Here is a 19,481-nt window from a genome sequence, read left to right on the forward strand (position 1 = left end):
GTTTCTGATGGATTCCGCGCGATCTTCGTCAGAAACCGTACGTTCGCCGGTGCGGCGGGCCGGCGGGCGGTCAGTCGACGGGGGCGACGGCCGCCCACGGCACCGTCAACACCCCGTCGCGTAGGCTGCGTCGGGGAGCGGTGACCGGGAAACCTTCGGCGGCAAGCATTTCCACCATGGCGCGCCAGCGCATCCGCGGCCCGAACACCCCGTGCCCGGCGACGCTGGCCCATGCGCGGTCGGCGGCCTGTAGCAGCGTGTGGATCGGCTGCCCCGAAACATTGTGGTGGATGAGCACTTTGGGCAGCCGCTCGGCCAGGTCCGAGGGTCGCTCGACGCTGAACGGGTCACACGCCAGCGTCAGGCTCACCACCGAGACCGCGTCCAGGAGCACCCAGCAGCACCGCCGACCCAGCTCGTCACAGGTGCCGTCGACGATCAGTCCTCCCGGGGCCAAGCCGGTGCGCATCGCCGCCCACGCGTCGGACACCGCGTTCTCCGGGTACTGGCGCAGCACATTGAACGCGCGCACCAGAACCGGTCGGTGTCCTGCCAATTCGAAACCGCCGAGCGCGAATTCCACCCCCGGCGCCACCGCGGCGCGGCCGATGCGCACCCGGTCGGGGTCGATCTCGAGGCCGACGACGCGGATGTCGGAGCGCAGCGACCGCAGCCGGATCGCCAGCTCCAGAGTGGTCACCGGCAGCGCGCCGTAGCCGAGGTCGACGATCAGCGGATCGGTGGCGGCCTGTACGGCGTGGCGAACCCGGGGTTCGTGGACCAGCCAGCGGTCGCTACGGCGCAGCCGGTTGTGACCGGTGGTGCCCCGCGTGATCGCGCCGAGAGGCGCACCTGCACGCTGGGCCATGGCGCAGATCTTAGTTCGTGATCAGCCGTTTTCTGTGATCCACACCGTGGTGAAGCGTTGCTCGGCGATCAGCAGGTCGACCAATTGGCTGCCGATGAAGTTCTCGATCTTGCCGCCCACGAGCGGAACCCGGACCTCGACGGTGGCCGTCAGCGCCATCCGGGCGCCCGGTTGCGAGGTCGCCGGCGCCAGGACCGCCTCGCCGGTCAGCCCGGCCGGTGCACCGGGAATGGTGCCGGACACGACGGCCGAGGCGCGCCCGTTGAACATCGGCGTCCACAGCTCCTCACGCACGAAACACAGATCGCCGCGATGGAACTGCGTCACCACTGCGGGCAACCGGTCCGATCGCAGCGTCTGCGTGGTGCGGATGCGGATCCCGCCGTCGTCTCCGATCACCAACTCGTCGAGCGTGGCGTGATCGGCGCCGGAGTCGCCCAACCGGACCAGCCAGTACTGCTCGTCGCTGAACGCCCTGTGGACCTGTTCGACCGTGCCGCCGTATTCAGCGGCCATGTCGAATGAACGCGGCATGAAAGACCACGCTACCGTTACCGCCCGTGGTCTCTTCGTCGATCGACGGTGTGGCGGTCGCCGAGAACGTCCCGCTGGCGCCGCTGACCACGCTGCGCGTCGGGCCGGTCGCGCGGCGACTGCTCACCTGCACCACCACTGAACAGGTTGTTGCTGCCCTGCGCGACGTCGGCCCGGATGCGTTGGTGCTGGCCGGCGGATCCAACGTGGTGCTGGCCGACGACCTCGACGGGCTCACCGTGGTCCGGCTGGCGAACAGCGGCATCACCGTCGACGGCGACACCGTGCGCGCGGAGGCCGGTGCGGTGTGGGACGACGTCGTCGCCGCCTCGCTGGCGCACGGCTTGAGCGGGCTGGAATGCCTGTCCGGGATACCGGGGTCGGCGGGGGCCACCCCGGTGCAGAACGTCGGGGCTTACGGCGCAGAGGTGGCCGACACCATCCGCCGGGTCCGGCTGCTGGACCGGCGCACCGGCGAGGACCGGTGGGTGACCCCCGATGTCCTGCAGTTCGGTTACCGCACAAGCATTCTGAAGAACTCGTCAGATGCGGTGGTGCTGGAGGTGGAGTTCGCGCTGGAAGCCGCAGACCGCAGCGGCCCGGTGCGCTACGGCGAGCTCGCCGCGGCGCTCGGTGTCGGGCAGGGCGACCGCGCGGACCCGGCGCAGGTGCGTGCAGCGGTGTTGTCGCTGCGGGCCGGCAAGGGCATGGTGCTCGACGAGGACGACCACGACACCTGGAGCGTCGGCTCGTTCTTCACCAACCCGGTGGTGACGCGCGCGGAGTTCGACCGCCTCGCCGGTGCGGTCGACGGACCTGTTCCGCACTATCCCGCTGCCGACGGGGTGAAACTGGCCGCTGGCTGGCTCGTCGAACGGGCCGGCTTCGGCAAAGGATTTCCGGATGCGCAGGCACCCGCGCGGTTGTCCACCAAGCACGCGCTGGCGCTCACCAACCGCGGCCACGCGAGCAGCGACGACGTCATCGCGCTCGCCAGGACGATCCGCGACGGGGTCGCCGCGGCATTCGGGATCGAACTCACACCCGAGCCTGTGCTGATCGGGTGCGATTTCTAGGTACCCTCGGTTCACGTGAGCCCTCGAGACCCGTTGCCGTCGATCACCAGACGGCGTGCCCTGGCCGCCGTCGCGTTCGGCCTCGCCGCACCGGGTGCGCTCGCCGCTTGCATGAACCAGCGTGACCAGTCCTCCGGCGCGGCTGCGGAGACCCCCGCCGCGCCATCGCTGACCTTCGAGCCCGCCGACGCCGCGGTCGACGTCGGGCCCACCTCACGCGTCGCAGTCGACGTCACCGACGGCTGGTTCCAGAAGGTCAGCCTGACCAACCCCGACGGCAAGGTCGTCGCCGGCACGCTGAACCGGGACCGCACCGCGTTCACCGTCACCGAACCACTGGGCTACGGAGTCGCCTACACCTGGGGCGGCACCGTTGTCGGCCACGACGGCAAGGCCGTGCCGGTGTCCGGATCGTTCACCACGATCTCCCCGGCCAACCAGGTCAACGGCCGGTTCCAGCTCGCCGACGGCCAGACCGTGGGTGTGGCGGCGCCGATCATTCTGCAGTTCGACGCCGCGATCGCCGAAGACGACCGGGCCGCGGTGGAGAAGGCACTGTCGGTGACCACCACGCCGGAGGTCGAGGGCAGCTGGGCCTGGCTGCCCGACGAGGTAGGCGGTTCGCGGGTGCACTGGCGCACCCGCGAGTACTACCCGGCGGGCACCACCGTGCACGTCGACGCGAACTTCTACGGGGTGCCGTTCGGCGCAGGCGCGTACGGAGCGGCCGATTCGACGCTGGACTTCACAATCGGACGCTTCCAGCTCGTCAAGGCCGAGGCGTCGTCGCATCAGATCGAGGTGATCACCGACGAGGGCGTGATCATGACGCTGCCGTGCAGCTACGGCGAAGGTGACCTGGACCGCAACGTCACCCGCAGCGGCATCCACGTGGTCACGGAGAAGTACGAGGACTTCTACATGACCAACCCGGCGGCCGGCTACGCCAACGTCCGCGAGCGGTTCGCGGTGCGGATCTCCAACAACGGCGAATTCATCCACGCCAACCCGGCCAGCTCCGGCGCCCAGGGCAACAGCAACGTCACCAACGGCTGCATCAACCTGTCCACCGAAGATGCCCAGCGCTACTTCAACACCGCGATGTACGGCGACCCTGTCGAGGTCACCGGCACCCGTATCCAGCTGTCCTACGCCGACGGCGACATCTGGGACTGGGCGGTGCCCTGGGACGAGTGGACCTCGATGTCGGCGTTGTCCGACAGGCAGGCCTCGGGCGGCATCCCCGACAGCGCCCCGGCCACACCGTCGGATGCGCCGCAGCCGGTCCGCGGCCAACCCGGCGGCTAGAAAAGCCCGTTGAGACTGCGCTGCGGGCGCAGAACGCCGAGCGGACCGCGCCGCTGTCGCAGTGTCAACGACTCAGGCCTGGCGGCGGTGGAAGCGCGACCCGCTGGCCCCGCTGACCTGGTCACGCGGTCGGACCACGATCAGGTCCAGGTCGACGTGGGAGGGCCGGCTGGCGACGAACCCGATCACGTCGGCGATGTCTTCGGCCACCAGCGGCGTCACGCCCTGGTAGACCTTCTCGGCGCGCTCGGCGTCCCCGCCGAAGCGCCGTAGCGAAAAGTCGGTCTTGACCATCCCGGGGGCCACCTCGGTGAGGCGGACGGGTTGTCCGAGCAACTCGCTGCGCAACGTGCGGTGCAACACGCCCTGGGCGTGCTTGGCCGACGTGTAGCCGCCCCCGTTGTCGTAGATCTCGACGGCGGCGATCGAGGTGACCGTGACGATCAACCCGTCGCCGGACTCGATCAGTTTCGGCAACAGCGCGCGGGTCACGTGCAGCGTGCCCAACACGTTGGATTCCCACATCCAGCGCCAGTGCTCCACGTCGGCGTCGGCCACCGACTCCAGCCCGCGCGCCCCGCCGGCGTTGTTGACCAGCACGTCCACCCGGTCCAGCCGTCCGGCCATCGCCGCCACAGCGGCGCTGTCGGTGACATCCGCCACAATCGCGGTGCCGTCGATCTCGGCGGCCAGTGCCACGATCGGGGCCTCCCGGCGCGCCACGCAGATCACATGGAATCCCAGTGCAGCAAGAGTTCTCGCGGTCGCCTCACCTATTCCGGCGCTGGCTCCGGTGACCACTGCGACCCGGCGGGCATCTGATGGAGTCGTCATTTGCTCAAGACTAGGCGGCACCCCTGCGTGCACGCCTGAGCGGGGATGCGCCGACCTGGCGGTGTAGACATGACGGTGTGCGTCCAGCGACCGATCGGCACGGCCTGGCTTCCGGTCTGCCCCAGCCACGCCGGGTGGCGGTGTTGTCCGTGCACACCTCCCCGCTCGCCCAGCCGGGCACGGGTGACGCCGGTGGCATGAACGTCTACGTCCAGCAGACCGCGCTGGAGCTGGCGCGTCGCGGCGTCGAGGTGGAGATCTTCACCAGGGCCACCGCGTCCACCGACCCCGCCGTCGTCCGGGTGGCGCCCGGGGTGCTGGTGCGCAATGTGGTGGCGGGTCCGTTCGAAGGACTGGACAAGAACGACCTGCCCACCCAGTTGTGTGCTTTCACCGCAGGCGTGCTGCGCGCCGAGGCCACCCATGAACCCGGCTACTACGACATCGTGCACTCGCACTACTGGCTCTCCGGACAGGTCGGCTGGCTGGCCGCGGACCGCTGGGCGGTGCCGCTGGTGCACACCGCCCACACGCTCGCCGCGGTCAAGAACGCCGCCCTGGCCGCCGGGGACTCGCCCGAGCCGCCGATGCGCTCCATCGGCGAACAGCAGGTGGTCGACGAGGCCGACCGGCTCATCGTCAACACCGATCATGAAGCGCAGCAGTTGGTTTCGTTGCATCAGGCCGATCCGGCCCGCATCGACGTGGTGCACCCGGGCGTCGACCTGCAGGTTTTCACCCCCGGTGACCGGCGGGCCGCGCGCGCGGAGCTGGGACTGGACGCCCTCGATGCCGACGTCCCGATCGTCGCGTTCGTCGGGCGCATCCAACCGCTCAAGGCGCCCGACGTGCTGTTGCGCGCGGCCGCGCTGTTGCCCGGCATCCACGTGCTCATCGCCGGCGGGCCGTCCGGCAACGGGATGTCGACGCCCGACGATCTGGTTGAGCTGGCCGCCCAGTTGGGTATCACCGACCGCGTGACGTTCCTTCCGCCGCAGTCCCGTGACGATCTCGTCCGCGTCTACCGGGCCGCCGATGTCGTCGCCGTGCCGAGCTACTCGGAGTCTTTCGGTCTGGTCGCGTTGGAGGCGCAGGCATGTGGCACCCCGGTGGTCGCCGCCGCGGTCGGCGGGCTGCCGGTGGCAGTCCGCGACGGTGTCAGCGGCGCGCTGGTCGACGGGCACGACCCCGCCGACTGGGCGACGGCGATCGGTGACATCGTCGGCCGCGACCGGGCGCCGATGCGGGAGGCAGCCCTCGCGCACGCCGCCGCGTTCTCGTGGGGCCACACCGTCGATGCGCTGCTGGGCAGCTACGGGCACGCGATCGGCAACCACCGGACCGGACAGCAGAGCCAGCCCGCCGGCCGGCGCAGCGGACGCCGGTTCTCGATGCGGCGGGGGGTGCGCGCGTGAGCGGCAGCAGCGGCGATGTGCAGGACCTGATCGAGCGCAGCCTCGAAGAACACGAGCTGACCTACACCCACCACAAGGGTGCACGCGGAGGTCTGCCCGGCCTGGTCGTCGAGCTCCCCGGGGAGCGCAGGCTCAAGACCAACACCATCCTGACCATCGGCGAGCATTCGGTGCGAGTCGAGGCGTTCGTCTGCCGCAAGCCCGACGAGAACCACGAGGGTGTCTACAAGTTTCTGCTCAAGCGCAACCGCAGGCTCTACGGCGTCGCCTACACGCTGGACAACACCGGAGACATCTACCTCGTCGGCCGGATGGCGCTGGCGGCCGTCACCGACGACGAGATCGACCGGGTGCTCGGGCAGGTGCTCGAGGCGGTCGACTCGGACTTCAACACGTTGCTGGAGTTGGGGTTTCGCACTTCCATCCAGAAGGAGTGGGAGTGGCGGGTGTCACGCGGCGAGTCGCTGAACAATCTGCGCGCCTTTGAACATCTCATCGACGATGAGGGCGACGACTGATCTCCGCCGCCACCACGATCGTGAGAGGATCGAGAGCATGGCAGACAACGCGACGCTGATCCTGCTGCGCCACGGTGAGAGCGAGTGGAACGCGCTGAACCAGTTCACCGGGTGGGTGGACGTCGACCTGACCGAGAAGGGGATGGCCGAGGCGGTCCGCGCCGGGCAGCTCCTCGCCGAACAGGACCGCCAACCCGACGTGCTGTACACCTCGCTGCTCAGGCGTGCGATCACCACCGCCAACGTGGCGCTGGACAAGGCCGATCGGCACTGGATCCCGGTGCACCGGGACTGGCGGCTCAACGAGCGTCACTACGGTGCGCTGCAGGGCCTGAACAAGGCCGAGACCAAAGCCAAGTACGGCGACGAGCAGTTCATGGCCTGGCGGCGCAGCTACGACACCCCGCCGCCGGCGATCGAGCCGGGCAGCGAGTTCAGCCAGGACAGCGACCCGCGCTACGCGGCGATCTCGGGTGGCCCGCTCACCGAATGCCTCAAAGACGTCGTCGAACGGTTCGTGCCGTACTACACCGAGGTGATCGTCCCCGACCTGCAGGCAGGCAAGACCGTGCTGATCGCCGCGCACGGCAATTCACTTCGTGCCCTGGTCAAGTACCTGGACGGGATGTCCGACGACGACGTCGTGGGCCTGAACATCCCCACCGGGATCCCGCTGCGCTACGACCTGGACGGCGATCTCAGGCCGACCACGCCCGGCGGGCTGTACCTGGATCCTGACGCCGCGGCGGCCGGTGCGGCGGCGGTCGCCGCCCAGGGTGCCAAGTAGCCGGCCGACCGGCCACGCGTTCTCACCCGGCGAACAGAAGGTGAACAACGAGGGACGCACACCCGAACTTCGGTGTTTGAGTCTGTGACTTGTCCCGAATTGGCCGCACGCTGCTGGGATGATGTTCACCGAATGCGTACGCTTTTCGCGTGAGCGTCGTATCGGCGCTGCTTCTCGCAGCGATCGTGGCACTGCTCGCATTGTCGATCGGTGTGGTGATCGGGATGGGAGTGGTTACCCGCCGCCGCGAACGTCGGCAACGGCGCATCGCGGAACAGGCGGGCATCACCGTCCTGCAGATGCTCGAGCACGTGGTGGCGCAGGCTCCGGTGGGTCTCGTGGTCGTCGACACCTACCGTGACGTCGTCTACACCAACGAACGCGCCCGCGAGCTCGGCCTGGTGCGCGATCGGATGCTCGACGACCGCGCCTGGCTGGCCGCACAGCGCACGCTGACCACCGGCGAGGACGGAGAGGTCGACCTGTCACCGCGCAAACGCAGCCGGCCGGGACGCTCAGGGCTCTCGGTGCGTGGCCATGTGCGGTTGCTCACCGAGGACGATCGCCGCTTCGCGGTGATCTACGTCGACGACCAGTCCGAGCACGCCCGGATGGAAGCGACGCGCCGGGATTTCGTGGCCAACGTCAGCCACGAGCTCAAGACGCCGGTCGGCGCGATGGGCGTGCTGGCGGAAGCCATCCTGGCCTCCGGCGACGACGGCGAGACGGTCCGGCACTTCGCCGCCAAGATGGTCACCGAGTCCAACCGGTTGGCGGACATGGTGGGCGAGTTGATCGAGCTGTCCCGGTTGCAGGGCGCCGAACGTTTGCCCGACCTGGAGGCCGTCGACGTGGACACTGTGGTCTCCGAGGCGCTTTCGCGTCACAAGGTCTCCGCCGACAACGCCGACATCACGATCACCACCGATCCGCCGACGGGTTTTCGGGTGCTCGGCGACCAGACCCTGCTGGTGACGGCGATCGCGAACCTGGTCTCCAACGCGATTGCATACTCGCCCAATGGATCCTCGGTGTCGGTCAGCCGGCGCCGGCGTGGCGACAACATCGAGATCGCGGTCACCGACCGCGGCATCGGCATCGCCCGCGCCGACCAGGAGCGGGTGTTCGAGCGATTCTTCCGCGTCGACAAGGCGCGGTCCCGGGCCACCGGCGGCACGGGGCTGGGGCTGGCCATCGTCAAGCACGTCGCGGCCAACCACAACGGCTCCATTCGGCTGTGGAGCCAGCCGGGCACCGGCTCGACGTTCACGTTGTCGATCCCGGCTTACTTCAACGATTCGGACGATGCAGATGATTCAGATGATCAAGCCTCAGATGACCACGACGAACGAGAGGACTAGTACATCGATGACCAGCGTGCTGATCGTGGAGGACGAGGAGTCCCTGGCCGATCCACTGGCGTTTCTGCTCCGTAAGGAGGGGTTCGAGGCCACCGTGGTGGTCGACGGGCCGTCAGCTCTGGCCGAGTTCGACCGCGCGGGTGCCGACATCGTGCTGCTGGATCTGATGCTGCCTGGGATGAGTGGCACCGACGTCTGCAAGCAACTGCGGTCGCGCTCGAGCGTCCCGGTCATCATGGTGACCGCCCGCGACAGTGAGATCGACAAGGTCGTCGGCCTCGAGCTCGGCGCCGACGACTACGTCACCAAGCCGTACTCCGCGCGCGAGCTGATCGCGCGCATCCGCGCAGTGCTGCGCCGCGGCGCCGACGCCGACGAGATCGGGATCGCCGACGGAGTGCTGGAGGCCGGACCGGTGCGCATGGATGTGGAACGCCACGTGGTCAGTGTCAACGGTTCCGCGATCACGTTGCCGCTCAAGGAATTCGACCTGCTGGAGTACCTGATGCGCAACAGCGGCCGGGTGCTCACCCGCGGCCAGCTCATCGACCGGGTGTGGGGCGCCGACTACGTCGGCGACACCAAGACGCTCGACGTCCACGTCAAGCGGTTGCGCAGCAAGATCGAAGCGGACCCTGCCAATCCGGTGCATCTGGTCACGGTGCGTGGCCTGGGCTACAAGCTGGAGGGCTGAGAGCCGCTGCCCTCATTCCGCCGCGCGGGTTGCGGGGTGGATGGCGATGAGGCCTAAACTGCTGCGGCGCTTGCACATTGCTGCCAGCTCCGCGTAGGTCTTCTCGCCGAGCAGTTCGGTGAGCTCGGGGGCGTAGGACTGCCAGACCGGCTTGGCGCCGACATGCGCGGCCGGGTCGCCGGTGCAGTACCAGTGCAGATCGGCGCCGCCCTCGCCCCACCCACGTCGGTCGTACTCGGTGATCCAGGTCTTGAGGATCTCGCTGCCGTCCGGGCGGGTGACCCATTCCTGGGTGCGCCGGATCGGCAGCTGCCAACAGACTTCTGGCTTGAGAGTCAGCGGTTCCACGCCGATCTTGAGGGCCTTGGTGTGCAGCGCACAGCCGATACCCCCGGGCCAGCCGGGACGATTGAGGAAAATGCAGGCACCTTTGTACTTTCGGGTGCGCAGGTTCGGCTTGTCGTCGTAGGAGTCCATCTCGAGATAGCCCTTCTTGCCCAGGCCTTTCTCGCGGTACTGCCAGTCCTCGTCGGTGAGCAGTTTGACTGCGTCGTCGAGCTGGGCGCGGTCGTCGTCGTCGGACAGAAACGCACCGTGTGAACAGCATCCGTCATCGGGTCTGCCCTCGACGGTTCCCTGGCAGGCCGGGGTGCCGAACACGCAGGTCCAGCGGGACAGCAGCCAGGTCATGTCGGCGGCAATCAGATGTTCGGGGTTGTCGGGGTCGTAGAACTCCACCCACTCGCGGGCGAAATCCTGCTCGACCTCTCCGGGATGCGAACCGCTCACGGTTTTCCACGGTAGACCCATTAGGTTGGGTGAGTGCGATTAGGCGTGCTCGACGTGGGCAGCAATACCGTCCATCTGTTGGTCGTGGATGCACGCCGCGGCGGCCACCCGACCCCGATGAGTTCGACGAAGGCCTCGCTGCGGCTGGCGGAGGCCACCGACAGCTCGGGCAAGATCACCCGCCGGGGCGCCGACAAGCTGATCGGCACCATCGACGAATTCGCCAAGATCGCTGCCAGCTCGGGATGTTCGGAGTTGATGGCGTTCGCCACCTCCGCGGTGCGTGATGCGAAGAACTCCGAGGACGTGCTGGCCCGGGTGAGGTCCGAGACCGGGGTGGCGTTGCGCGTTCTCAGCGGCGTCGACGAGTCCCGGCTGACGTTCCTCGCGGTGCGCCGCTGGTACGGCTGGAGCGCGGGGCGCATCACCAACATCGACATCGGCGGGGGCTCGCTGGAACTGTCCAGCGGTGTCGACGAAGAGCCCGACGTCGCGCTGTCGCTGCCCCTCGGCGCCGGCCGGCTGACGCGGGAGTGGCTGCCCGAGGACCCGCCGGGCCGCCGGAGGGTCGCCATGCTGCGCGACTGGCTGGCCAACGAGCTGTCGGAGGCCGGGGTGACGATCGCCGAGGCGGGAAGTCCCGATCTGGCCGTGGCGACCTCGAAGACGTTCCGTTCGCTGGCCCGGCTGACCGGCGCGGCCCCGTCGGGCGCCGGTCCGCGGGTCAAACGCACGCTGACCGCGCCGGGTCTTCGGCAACTCATAAATTTCATCTCTAGGATGACCGCGTCCGACCGTGCGGAACTGGAAGGGGTGAGTGCCGATCGGGCGCCGCAGATCGTCGCAGGCGCACTGGTGGCGGAGGCGAGCATGAAGGCCCTCGGGATCGAGAGCGTCGACATCTGCCCCTGGGCGTTGCGGGAGGGACTGATTCTGCGGAAACTCGACAGCGAAGCTGACGGAACCGCTCTGGTCGGCGGCGCAGGAGAATCGGCCTCACGGGGAATGTCCTTACGTAATGCTGGACGGTGAAGCAACGAGGCTCGAAGGCGACAGGCGATGACTGGATCAGATGACAGCAACAGCGCTACCCGGCCGATCTCGGTCGCCGAGCTGCTGGCCAAGAACGGCTCCATCGGCGCACCGCCGGTCGGCGGACGACGCCGCCGCCGGCGTGGCAACGCCGACGCCGTCACCGTTGCCGAGCTCACCGGCGAGATCCCCGTCATCCGGACCACCGACGACGAACCCGTCACCACCTCCACCGCGGTGGAAGAGCAGGTCGAGGACCGCACCAGATCTCCGGAGTCTCCTGCGGCTCCTGAAGCGCCGTCGGGCAACGGCGCCGTCGACCACGTCGACCACGTCGACCACGTCGACCACGTCGACCCCCTCGACCACGTGGAGCCCGAAGCCCTCGAACCGGAACCCGACGTCGTCGAGGACGAGGACGTCGACCAAACCGAAGATGCCGAGGCCGTAGCGGCCGACGACGACGTCGACGACGACGATGACGATGACTATGCCGAGGTGGTCGCCGAGTACTCGGCACATCTCGAGCATCGCGAAGCAGACCCCGAACCGGTCGACGCCGAGCAGATGAATCCGGACCCGCTCGACGACGGTGTACAGACCGATCTACTCGACTCCCCGGCGGACCTCGAGTCCGGTACCGCCGAGCTCGACGACACCGATCTCGACGACGCCACGCTCGATGACGCCGCCCTGGACACAGACTCCACCCTCGACACAGATGACGAGCTGCCGTCCTACCTGCGTTCCACCCAGGAGCCGCTGTTCGGCGGGCAGACCGTCGCCGACGACATCGCCCGCCGCGGAACTCGTCCGATCGCCGGCGACACCGACCTCGACGAGATGGCGGACCTCGACGACGACCAGGACGAGGAGTACGGCGAGCCGCGCCGGATGTCGCCGTTCGTGCACGGTCTGTGGATCGTCGGGCAGAGCGTGGTCGCGGTCGTGTTCGGGGCGGGCCTGTTCGTCGCCTTCGATCAGCTCTGGAAGTGGAACAACATCGTCGCCCTGGTGCTGTCCGTGCTGGTGATCCTCGGGCTGGTGGTGGGAGTGCGGGTGGTGCGCAAGACCGAGGACATCGGCAGCACGCTGATCGCGGTGGCGGTCGGCGCACTGGTCACGCTCGGGCCGTTGGCGTTGCTGCAGTCGGGCTGACGGCCGGGCCATAGGCAGAAGATCCCGGATACAGCGACTGTGCGCCCTGCCATCAAGGTCGGCCTCTCGACGGCCTCGGTCTACCCGTTGCGGACCGAGGCCGCGTTCGAGTACGCCGCCAGGCTTGGCTACGACGGTGTCGAGCTGATGGTCTGGGCGGAATCGGTGAGCCAGGACATTGCGGCCATCGAGGCCATGTCGCAGCGCTACGAGGTGCCGGTGCTGTCGGTGCACGCCCCCTGTCTGCTGATCTCGCAGCGGGTGTGGGGCGCCAACCCGATCACGAAGCTGGATCGCAGCGTGCGGGCCGCAGAGCAGCTCGGCGCACAAACCGTGGTGGTCCACCCACCGTTCCGCTGGCAGCGCCGCTATGCCGAGGGCTTCGCCGACCAGGTCGCCGAGCTCGAGGCCGGAAGCGACGTGATGGTCGCGGTGGAGAACATGTTCCCGTTCCGCGCCGACCGGTTCTTCGGCGCGGGGCAGACATCCATCGAGCGGATGCGCAAACGGGGCGGCAACCCGGGCCCGGGCATCTCGGCGTTCGCCCCGTCCTACGACCCCCTCGACGGCGGGCACGCCCACTACACGCTGGATCTTTCGCATACCGCGACGGCCGGCACCGACGCCGTGGACATGGCCCGCCGGATGGGCGAGGGGCTGGTGCATCTGCATCTGTGCGACGGCAGCGGCGCATCGACCGACGAGCATCTGGTGCCCGGGCGCGGTACCCAGCCGACCGTGGAGATCTGCGAGACGCTGGCTGCAAGTGACTTCGCCGGCCATGTCATCCTCGAGGTGACGACCTCGGGCGCGCGTACCGCCGCCGAACGTGAGGCGTTGCTTGCCGAGTCGCTGCAGTTCGCCAGGGCGCATCTGCTGCGCTGACCCCCTTAGGACGCCACATGACCGGTTCCACCCTGTTCACCGACGCGATGGCGCTGAGCTCCTCGGGCGACGGCGTGTACGAGGGTGTGCTGAACGAGCACTGGACGATCGGGCCGAAGGTCCACGGCGGGGCGATGCTGGCGCTGTGCGCCAATGCGGCCCGCGCCGAGGTCACCGGAGCCGACGTGGAGCCGATCGCGGTGTCGGGGAGTTTCCTGTGGGCGCCGGATCCGGGTCCCATGCAGGTGGTCACCACGGTGCGCAAGCGCGGGCGTCGGGTCAGCCTGGTCGACGTCGAGCTGAACCAGGGCGACCGTACCGCGCTGCGCGCCGCGATCACGATGGGTGCCCCCGAGAACAATGACGGTCAGCCGTTGCTGTCGGTGAACCCGGTGCTGCCGCTGATGACGCCGGACCCGCCCCCCGGTCTGGAACCCATCGGCCCGGGCCACCCGATGGCCGACATCGTCCACCTGGCGCACGGCTGCGACATCAGGCCGTCGCTGACCACGTTCACCCCTCGGTCGGACGGTGGCCCGCCGCTCATCGAGTACTGGGTGCGGCCCAAGGGGGTGGCCCCCGACGTTTTGTTCGCGCTGCTGTGCGGGGACGTGTCGGCACCTGTGACGTTCGGGGTCAACAGATTCGGCTGGGCGCCGACCGTCCAGCTGACGGCCTATCTGCGGGCGCGGCCGGCCGACGGCTGGCTGCGGGTGATGTGCACGACCACCCAGATCGGTCAGGACTGGTTCGACGAGGACCACATCGTCGTCGACTGCGAAGGGCGCATCGTCGTGCAGAGCCGCCAGCTGGCGCTGGTGCCCACTCCCGAGGGCTGAGCCGAAGGGCGCACGAACCTGCCGTCGTGCGATGCTTTGCGGCATGCCCAGAATCGCGATCATCGGCGGTGGCAGTATCGGCGAGGCGCTCCTGGCGGGGCTGCTGCGGGCCGGCAAGCAGGTCAAGGACCTGGTTGTGGCAGAGCGGGACCCCGGCCGCGCGAAATTCCTGTCGGAGAAGTACACCGTGCTGGTGACGACCGTCGCCGACGCAGTCGACACCGCCACCTACGTCGTCGTCGCGGTCAAGCCCACCGACGTGGAGAACGTCATCGGCGACATCGCCGAGACCGCCGCCAAAGCCGAAACCGAGGCCGCGGAACAGGTGTTCGTCACCGTCGCCGCGGGCGTCACCACCTCCTACTACGAGAACAAGCTGCCGGCCGGCTCACCGGTGGTCAGGGTCATGCCCAATGCGCCGATGCTCGTCGGCGGCGGGGTCAGCGCGCTCGCACCGGGCCGGTTCGCGACCGCCGAGCACCTCAAGGAGGTCTCGTCGCTGTTCGACGCCGTCGGCGGGGTGCTCACGGTGGCCGAGTCGCAGCTCGACGCCGTCACCGCGGTGTCCGGTTCCGGGCCGGCGTACTTCTTCCTGATGGTCGAGGCGCTCGTCGACGCGGCGGTGGACGCGGGCCTGCCGCGGTCGGTGGCCACCGAGCTGGCGGTGCAGACGATGGCCGGCTCGGCCGCGATGCTCCTGGAACGGCTCGACGACGCCGCACCGAACCAGGATTCGGCGACCGGGGCGACGGTGAACACCTCGGCCGCTCAGCTGCGGGCCACGGTCACCTCTCCGGGCGGCACCACCGCCGCTGGGCTGCGCGAACTCGAGCGTGGTGGGTTGCGGGCGGCGGTCGCCAACGCGGTGGAAGCAGCGAAAACCCGCTCTGAACAGCTCGGAATTACACCACAGTAGTTAACCAATTTCGAATTGATTAGCCCACACCCGTCGCAGTAACCCCACCTGCCACGCTATTCTCCCAGTGGTAAGCACGGGTCGGTGCCAGCGGTGGGGAAGCCGCTGGAACTGCCTGTGCCTGATGGATTGGGTTGCGATGACGTCTATGAACGGGCCGTCGGCGCGGGATTCCGCCAGCGGGAAGGCGGCGCGCGACGCCGGGCAGACCGAAGGCCAACCGCCTCGAGCTCAGTTTCTCACCGTTGCCGAGGTGGCAAGCCTGATGCGGGTCAGCAAGATGACCGTGTACCGCCTGGTGCACAACGGCGAGCTACCTGCGGTCCGCGTGGGTCGCTCCTTCCGTGTGCATGCCAAGGCAGTGCACGACATGCTGGAGAGCTCCTACTTCGACGCCGGCTGAGAAGTTCGCCGCCCGTCAGGGATGCACACGTCCACGTTCAGCAGGCCGGCCTCCGCGCTGTCGGCAAAAGGTGGATTTCACCCGCGCTGAGCGCCCGGGTAAGGTGGCCGTTCGAGACTGACATCGACCGCGTTCGATGTCGCAAGGTTTTTCAAGACAACTTTAGGTAGCGGAGTTCATGGGTTCTGTCATCAAGAAGCGGCGCAAGCGCATGTCGAAGAAGAAGCACCGCAAGCTGCTTCGTCGCACCCGGGTGCAGCGAAGAAAACTGGGCAAGTAGGTCCCCCGGTCGGTCGCTAGGCTGTCCCGATGGACTCTGCGGGTCGTTCCGGGGGCAACTCCGACGGATCGGACGCCCGGGACGCACTGAACTATCCCAAGGTCGTGCTGGTCACCGGCGCCTGCCGGTTCCTCGGCGGCTACCTGATCGCCCGGCTTGCGCAGAACCCGCTGATCAATCATGTGATCGCGGTCGATGCGATCGCTCCGAGCAAAGATCTGCTCCGTCGGATGGGCCGGGCCGAGTTCGTCCGGGCCGACATCCGCAACCCGTTCATCGCCAAAGTCATCCGCAATGGTGACGTCGACACCGTGGTGCATGCCGCCGCCGCGTCCTACTCGCCGCGTTCGGGCGGTAGGGCCACGCTCAAGGAACTGAACGTGATGGGCGCGATCCAGCTGTTCGCGGCCTGCCAGAAGGCGCCCTCGGTGCGCCGCGTCATCCTCAAGTCGACGTCGGAGGTGTACGGCTCCAGCGCCCGGGATCCGGTGTTCTTCACCGAGAGCAGCAGCCGGCGCAGGCCGCCGGGTGAAGGCTTCGCCCGCGACAGCATCGACATCGAGGGCTACGCACGCGGGTTGGGACGGCGCAGACCCGACATCGCGGTGAGCATCCTGCGGCTGGCCAACATGATCGGTCCGGCCATGGACACGGCGCTGTCGCGGTATCTCGCGGGTCCGGTGGTGCCCACCGTCATCGGCCACGACTCCCGGTTGCAACTGCTGCACGAACAGGACGCGCTCGGCGCCCTCGAGCGGGCAACCGTGGCCGGCAAAGCGGGCACCTTCAACATCGGCGCATCGGGCATCATCATGATGAGCCAGGCCATCCGCAGGTCGGGGCGGCTGGCGCTGCCCGTCCCGCGTCCGGCTCTGGTGGCCGTGGATTCGCTATGGCGCGCTGCCCGCAACACGGAATTGGATCGCGAGCAACTCGATTACCTGAGCTACGGCCGGGTCATGGACACCACCAGGATGCGTAGCGAGCTCGGTTACTCCACCAAGTGGACGACGGCCGAGGCGTTCGACGACTATGTGCGGGGGCGGGGGCTGACACCCATCGTCGATCCCCGCTGGGTGCGGTCGGCCGAGGATCGCGCGGTGGCGGCGGCGCAGCGCTGGGGGCGCTAGACTTCACTACTTAGAGCAGGGTGGGGAGAGGATATGCCGGTGGCGGGCGAGTCAAAAGCGAAAGTGATTCCGCTGCATTCGAGTTCGGGACGCAGTGCGGCCGCGCGCCGTGCTGCCGCCGAGCGGGTCGACAGTTCGCGGCGCCATCCCTCGCTGATGTCCGAACCGGGCAACCGCGCTTCGGCCGAACAGATCGCGGCCGTGGTGCGCGAGATCGACCAGCGGCGAGGCGCCGCGGCGGGGTCGGCAGCGGACGACGGGACGCCCAACGAGCTCGCCAAGCGCATCGCCGCCGTCGGGGACTTTGTCCGCAGGCGGATGACGGGTGACTACGACGTCGACGAGTTCGGCTTCGATCCCCACCTCAACGACGCTATCGTCCTGCCTTTGCTGAGGGTGTTCTTCAACTCGTGGTTCCGGGTCGAGGTCAGCGGTATCGAGAACCTGCCGGAGTCTGGGGCGGCGCTGGTGGTGGCCAACCACGCCGGCGTGCTGCCGTTCGACGGGCTGATGACGTCGGTCGCGGTGCGCGACCAGCACCCCGCGCACCGGGACCTGCGCCTGCTGGCCGCCGACATGGTCTTCGACATGCCGATGGTCGGTCAGGCCGCCCGCAAGGCCGGCCACACGATGGCCTGCACGGACGACGCACACCGGCTGCTGGCGGCCGGAGAGCTCACGGCGGTCTTCCCCGAGGGCTACAAGGGCCTGGGCAAGCACTTCAAAGACCGCTACAAGCTGCAGCGGTTCGGCCGTGGCGGTTTCGTCTCGGCGGCGCTGCGGACGAAGGCGCCGATCATTCCCTGCTCGATCGTCGGCTCCGAGGAGATCTACCCGATGGTCGCCGACGTCAAGCTGTTGGCGCGGCTGCTGGGCATGCCGTACTTCCCGATTACCCCGCTGTTCCCGCTGGCCGGGCCGCTGGGCGTGGTGCCGTTGCCGTCGAAGTGGTACATCCAGTTCGGCGAGCCCATCGACACCGCGGACTACGACGAGTCGGCCGCCGACGATCCGATGGTCACCTTCGAGCTGACCGACCAGGTACGCGAGACCATCCAGCAGACGCTGTATCAGCTGCTGGCGAATCGCCGCAACATGTTCCTGGGGTAGCCGGCGCTACTTTTGCCCAGCAACGAATTTCGACAGGGCGGCCTCACGCCCGGCGGTGACCTTCGCGGTGATCTCGTCGGCCTCGTCGTCGTGGGCGGCCTCGCCCATGACCGTGACGATGCTGGTGACCACGGGGTTCCCGTCGTCGTCGGTCACCTCTCCGCGGATCTCGGTGAGCACCGCGCCGTGCGATTCGGTGACCGAGTCCAGGTAGGAGTCGAACCACAGCTTGTCGCCGGCCAGGATGGGCCGGTGGAAGATCAACTTCTGATCGCGGTGTAGCACCCGCTGCATGTTGATCGGCAGGTCGAACTGGTTGAAGATCTCCTGCTGGACACGCCTGCCCGCGACCGCCATGAACGTCAGCGACGCGACCAGCGCGTCGTAGCCGCACTCCTTGGCCGCCTCCTCCTCGAAGTGCGCCGGATGGTCGTCCTTCACCGCGCGGGCGAACTCACGGACCTTCTCGCGGTTGACCTCGAAATAGTCCGGATACCGGTAGTGGGTTCCGATGATGCTCTCAGCGATACTCATGCGCGATCCGCTTCGCTCCTCGCTTGGACTCATGCGCCATCCGCTTCGCTCCTCGCGTTGCTCGGGTGGCGGCGCGAGCCTATCAGCGCGCGCTTCGCGGCCCTCATACCTTGTCGCGGCGCGACACGGCCGCCGCCAGCGCACCCCCGACGGCGCCCAGCGCCAGCGCCGAGGGCACCCCGATCCGCGCCGCCTTTCGGGCGGTGCGGAAATCGCGGATCTCCCAACCCCGCTGGCGGGCCAGGTCCCGCAGGTCGGCGTCCGGGTTGATCGCCACCGCGGTCCCGACCAGCGACAGCATCGGCACGTCGTTGAAGCTGTCCGAGTACGCGGTGCAGCGCCGCAGGTTGAGACCTTCGCGAATGGCCAGCGACCGCACCGCGTGCGCCTTGCCGGTCCCGTGCAGGATGTCGCCGACCAGCCGTCCGGTGAACACGCCGTCGACGGATTCGGCGACGGTTCCCAGCGCGCCGGTCAGGCCGAGCCGTCGGGCGATGGTCGTCGCCAGCTCGTACGGCGTCGCGGTGACCAGCCACACCTGCTGGCCCGCGTCGAGGTGCATCTGTGCCAGCGCCCGGGTTCCCGGCCAGATCTTGTCGGCGATGATCTCGTCATAGATGTCCTCGCCGAGGGCGACCAGCTCGGCAGTGGAGCGGCCCTCGATGAAGGCCAGCGCCTTGCGCCGGCCGGCGGCGACATCTTCGCTGCTCTCCCGACCGGTGAGCTGGAACTTTGCCTGCGCCAGCGCGAACCGCGCCAGGTCGGAGTAGGTGAAGTACTCCCGAGCGGCCAGCCCACGGGCGAAGTGCACCAGCGACGAGCCGTGCACCAGCGTGTTGTCGACGTCGAAGAACGCCGCGGCGGTCAGGTCGGGCGGCGGCGGGGGAGGGCTCGGCGTGACGTCCGGCTCGAGCAGCCCGTCCGCGGCGACCGCGGCGCTGGCCTGGCCCGCGAGTTGCTGTTCGGGGCTGTCGAACCCGAAATCAGATCCCCCGGTACCGGACACGGTT

22 protein-coding genes are annotated in these 19,481 nt (G+C 68.5%); 16 read left to right on the plus strand and 6 right to left on the minus strand.

The features are described from left to right. Nucleotides 1-70 precede the first annotated feature (70 nt). Nucleotides 71-868: a class I SAM-dependent methyltransferase gene (locus G6N53_RS08385; RefSeq protein ID WP_163888054.1), complete on the minus strand. Its 798-nt coding sequence runs from the start codon at nucleotides 866-868 to the stop codon at nucleotides 71-73. Between the two features lie 21 nt (nucleotides 869-889). Continuing rightward, nucleotides 890-1,402: a DUF2505 domain-containing protein gene (locus G6N53_RS08390; protein ID WP_163888055.1), complete on the minus strand. Its 513-nt coding sequence runs from the start codon at nucleotides 1,400-1,402 to the stop codon at nucleotides 890-892. 26 nt (nucleotides 1,403-1,428) lie between these two features. On the opposite strand from G6N53_RS08390, the gene G6N53_RS08395 reads away from it, so the two are divergent. Further along, a complete protein-coding gene (locus G6N53_RS08395) occupies nucleotides 1,429-2,478 on the plus strand; it encodes a UDP-N-acetylmuramate dehydrogenase (RefSeq protein WP_163888056.1) in 1,050 nt (349 codons plus the stop codon). 15 nt (nucleotides 2,479-2,493) lie between these two features. Beyond that, the gene (locus G6N53_RS08400) at nucleotides 2,494-3,786 is read left to right on the plus strand and encodes a L,D-transpeptidase (RefSeq protein WP_163888057.1); all 1,293 of its coding nucleotides are present in this window, start codon (nucleotides 2,494-2,496) and stop codon (nucleotides 3,784-3,786) included. A 72-nt stretch (nucleotides 3,787-3,858) separates the two neighbouring features. Here G6N53_RS08400 and G6N53_RS08405 read toward each other — a convergent pair whose 3' ends face one another. After that, the gene (locus G6N53_RS08405) at nucleotides 3,859-4,620 is read right to left on the minus strand and encodes an SDR family oxidoreductase (RefSeq protein WP_163888058.1); all 762 of its coding nucleotides are present in this window, start codon (nucleotides 4,618-4,620) and stop codon (nucleotides 3,859-3,861) included. Nucleotides 4,621-4,697: 77 nt separating this feature from the next. Between G6N53_RS08405 and mshA the strand changes: the two genes are divergently transcribed. From mshA to regX, 5 genes are all read left to right on the plus strand, one after another. After that, nucleotides 4,698-6,035 (plus strand): D-inositol-3-phosphate glycosyltransferase, encoded by a 1,338-nt coding sequence (gene mshA / locus G6N53_RS08410; RefSeq protein WP_163888059.1) that lies wholly within the window; start codon nucleotides 4,698-4,700, stop codon nucleotides 6,033-6,035. Beyond that, nucleotides 6,032-6,553, plus strand: a complete 522-nt coding sequence (locus G6N53_RS08415; RefSeq protein WP_163888060.1) for a type III secretion system chaperone family protein — start codon at nucleotides 6,032-6,034, stop codon at nucleotides 6,551-6,553. Before mshA ends, G6N53_RS08415 begins: the two co-directional genes overlap by 4 nt. Before the next feature lie 37 nt (nucleotides 6,554-6,590). Continuing rightward, nucleotides 6,591-7,340: a phosphoglyceromutase gene (locus G6N53_RS08420; protein WP_163888061.1), complete on the plus strand. Its 750-nt coding sequence runs from the start codon at nucleotides 6,591-6,593 to the stop codon at nucleotides 7,338-7,340. A 149-nt stretch (nucleotides 7,341-7,489) separates the two neighbouring features. After that, nucleotides 7,490-8,701 carry a sensor histidine kinase gene (locus tag G6N53_RS08425; RefSeq protein ID WP_163888062.1) on the plus strand — a complete coding sequence of 404 codons (1,212 nt, stop codon included), beginning with the start codon at nucleotides 7,490-7,492 and terminating at the stop codon, nucleotides 8,699-8,701. A 7-nt stretch (nucleotides 8,702-8,708) separates the two neighbouring features. Beyond that, a complete protein-coding gene (regX, locus tag G6N53_RS08430; protein WP_163888063.1) occupies nucleotides 8,709-9,395 on the plus strand; it encodes a two-component sensory transduction protein RegX in 687 nt (228 codons plus the stop codon). A gap of 12 nt (nucleotides 9,396-9,407) precedes the next feature. Here the strand turns inward: regX and G6N53_RS08435 are convergent, their stop codons facing one another. Further along, complete coding sequence (locus G6N53_RS08435) at nucleotides 9,408-10,205, minus strand: DUF3109 family protein (RefSeq protein WP_205390331.1); 798 nt, start codon at nucleotides 10,203-10,205, stop codon at nucleotides 9,408-9,410. A gap of 12 nt (nucleotides 10,206-10,217) precedes the next feature. On the opposite strand from G6N53_RS08435, the gene G6N53_RS08440 reads away from it, so the two are divergent. The 9 genes from G6N53_RS08440 (at nucleotide 10,218) to G6N53_RS08480 (ending at nucleotide 17,937) form a co-directional block, all read left to right on the plus strand. Further along, a complete protein-coding gene (locus G6N53_RS08440; RefSeq protein ID WP_163888065.1) occupies nucleotides 10,218-11,216 on the plus strand; it encodes a Ppx/GppA family phosphatase in 999 nt (332 codons plus the stop codon). Between the two features lie 27 nt (nucleotides 11,217-11,243). After that, nucleotides 11,244-12,374: an Rv0497 family membrane protein gene (locus G6N53_RS08445; RefSeq protein ID WP_163888066.1), complete on the plus strand. Its 1,131-nt coding sequence runs from the start codon at nucleotides 11,244-11,246 to the stop codon at nucleotides 12,372-12,374. Between the two features lie 39 nt (nucleotides 12,375-12,413). After that, complete coding sequence (locus tag G6N53_RS08450) at nucleotides 12,414-13,259, plus strand: sugar phosphate isomerase/epimerase family protein (protein WP_163888067.1); 846 nt, start codon at nucleotides 12,414-12,416, stop codon at nucleotides 13,257-13,259. A gap of 17 nt (nucleotides 13,260-13,276) precedes the next feature. Beyond that, nucleotides 13,277-14,098 carry a thioesterase family protein gene (locus tag G6N53_RS08455; protein ID WP_163888068.1) on the plus strand — a complete coding sequence of 274 codons (822 nt, stop codon included), beginning with the start codon at nucleotides 13,277-13,279 and terminating at the stop codon, nucleotides 14,096-14,098. 43 nt (nucleotides 14,099-14,141) lie between these two features. Continuing rightward, nucleotides 14,142-15,014, plus strand: coding sequence for a pyrroline-5-carboxylate reductase (proC, locus tag G6N53_RS08460; protein WP_205390332.1), 873 nt, complete (start codon nucleotides 14,142-14,144; stop codon nucleotides 15,012-15,014). 139 nt (nucleotides 15,015-15,153) lie between these two features. Further along, complete coding sequence (locus tag G6N53_RS08465) at nucleotides 15,154-15,417, plus strand: helix-turn-helix domain-containing protein (RefSeq protein WP_159230163.1); 264 nt, start codon at nucleotides 15,154-15,156, stop codon at nucleotides 15,415-15,417. A gap of 178 nt (nucleotides 15,418-15,595) precedes the next feature. Further along, the gene (locus G6N53_RS08470) at nucleotides 15,596-15,697 is read left to right on the plus strand and encodes a 30S ribosomal protein bS22 (RefSeq protein ID WP_003402602.1); all 102 of its coding nucleotides are present in this window, start codon (nucleotides 15,596-15,598) and stop codon (nucleotides 15,695-15,697) included. A 29-nt stretch (nucleotides 15,698-15,726) separates the two neighbouring features. After that, on the plus strand, nucleotides 15,727-16,827 hold the full coding sequence (locus G6N53_RS08475) for an SDR family oxidoreductase (RefSeq protein WP_163888070.1): 1,101 nt from the start codon (nucleotides 15,727-15,729) through the stop codon (nucleotides 16,825-16,827). Nucleotides 16,828-16,866: 39 nt separating this feature from the next. Beyond that, a complete protein-coding gene (locus G6N53_RS08480; RefSeq protein WP_163888071.1) occupies nucleotides 16,867-17,937 on the plus strand; it encodes a lysophospholipid acyltransferase family protein in 1,071 nt (356 codons plus the stop codon). A 6-nt stretch (nucleotides 17,938-17,943) separates the two neighbouring features. On the opposite strand, the gene G6N53_RS08485 is transcribed toward G6N53_RS08480, so the two are convergent. Next, on the minus strand, nucleotides 17,944-18,471 hold the full coding sequence (locus tag G6N53_RS08485; RefSeq protein WP_163888072.1) for an FAS1-like dehydratase domain-containing protein: 528 nt from the start codon (nucleotides 18,469-18,471) through the stop codon (nucleotides 17,944-17,946). A 103-nt stretch (nucleotides 18,472-18,574) separates the two neighbouring features. Then, complete coding sequence (locus tag G6N53_RS08490; RefSeq protein ID WP_163888073.1) at nucleotides 18,575-19,477, minus strand: HAD family hydrolase; 903 nt, start codon at nucleotides 19,475-19,477, stop codon at nucleotides 18,575-18,577. Nucleotides 19,478-19,481 lie beyond the last annotated feature (4 nt).

Origin of the sequence: Mycolicibacterium hippocampi, assembly GCF_010723735.1 — a bacterium.
Taxonomy (GTDB): Bacteria; Actinomycetota; Actinomycetes; order Mycobacteriales; family Mycobacteriaceae; genus Mycobacterium; species Mycobacterium hippocampi.

Excerpts from the sequence above, each read along its gene's own strand:
- G6N53_RS08385 (WP_163888054.1), bottom strand. The coding sequence starts at position 868 with ATGGCCCAGCGTGCAGGTGCGCCTCTCGGCGCGATCACGCGGGGCACC.
- G6N53_RS08390 (WP_163888055.1), bottom strand. The coding sequence starts at position 1,402 with ATGCCGCGTTCATTCGACATGGCCGCTGAATACGGCGGCACGGTCGAA.
- G6N53_RS08405 (WP_163888058.1), bottom strand. The coding sequence starts at position 4,620 with ATGACGACTCCATCAGATGCCCGCCGGGTCGCAGTGGTCACCGGAGCC.
- G6N53_RS08420 (WP_163888061.1), top strand. The coding sequence starts at position 6,591 with ATGGCAGACAACGCGACGCTGATCCTGCTGCGCCACGGTGAGAGCGAG.
- regX (WP_163888063.1), top strand. The coding sequence starts at position 8,709 with ATGACCAGCGTGCTGATCGTGGAGGACGAGGAGTCCCTGGCCGATCCA.
- G6N53_RS08435 (WP_205390331.1), bottom strand. The coding sequence starts at position 10,205 with ATGGGTCTACCGTGGAAAACCGTGAGCGGTTCGCATCCCGGAGAGGTC.
- G6N53_RS08445 (WP_163888066.1), top strand. The coding sequence starts at position 11,244 with ATGACTGGATCAGATGACAGCAACAGCGCTACCCGGCCGATCTCGGTC.
- G6N53_RS08455 (WP_163888068.1), top strand. The coding sequence starts at position 13,277 with ATGACCGGTTCCACCCTGTTCACCGACGCGATGGCGCTGAGCTCCTCG.
- proC (WP_205390332.1), top strand. The coding sequence starts at position 14,142 with ATGCCCAGAATCGCGATCATCGGCGGTGGCAGTATCGGCGAGGCGCTC.
- G6N53_RS08465 (WP_159230163.1), top strand. The coding sequence starts at position 15,154 with ATGACGTCTATGAACGGGCCGTCGGCGCGGGATTCCGCCAGCGGGAAG.
- G6N53_RS08470 (WP_003402602.1), top strand. The coding sequence starts at position 15,596 with ATGGGTTCTGTCATCAAGAAGCGGCGCAAGCGCATGTCGAAGAAGAAG.
- G6N53_RS08475 (WP_163888070.1), top strand. The coding sequence starts at position 15,727 with ATGGACTCTGCGGGTCGTTCCGGGGGCAACTCCGACGGATCGGACGCC.
- G6N53_RS08485 (WP_163888072.1), bottom strand. The coding sequence starts at position 18,471 with ATGAGTATCGCTGAGAGCATCATCGGAACCCACTACCGGTATCCGGAC.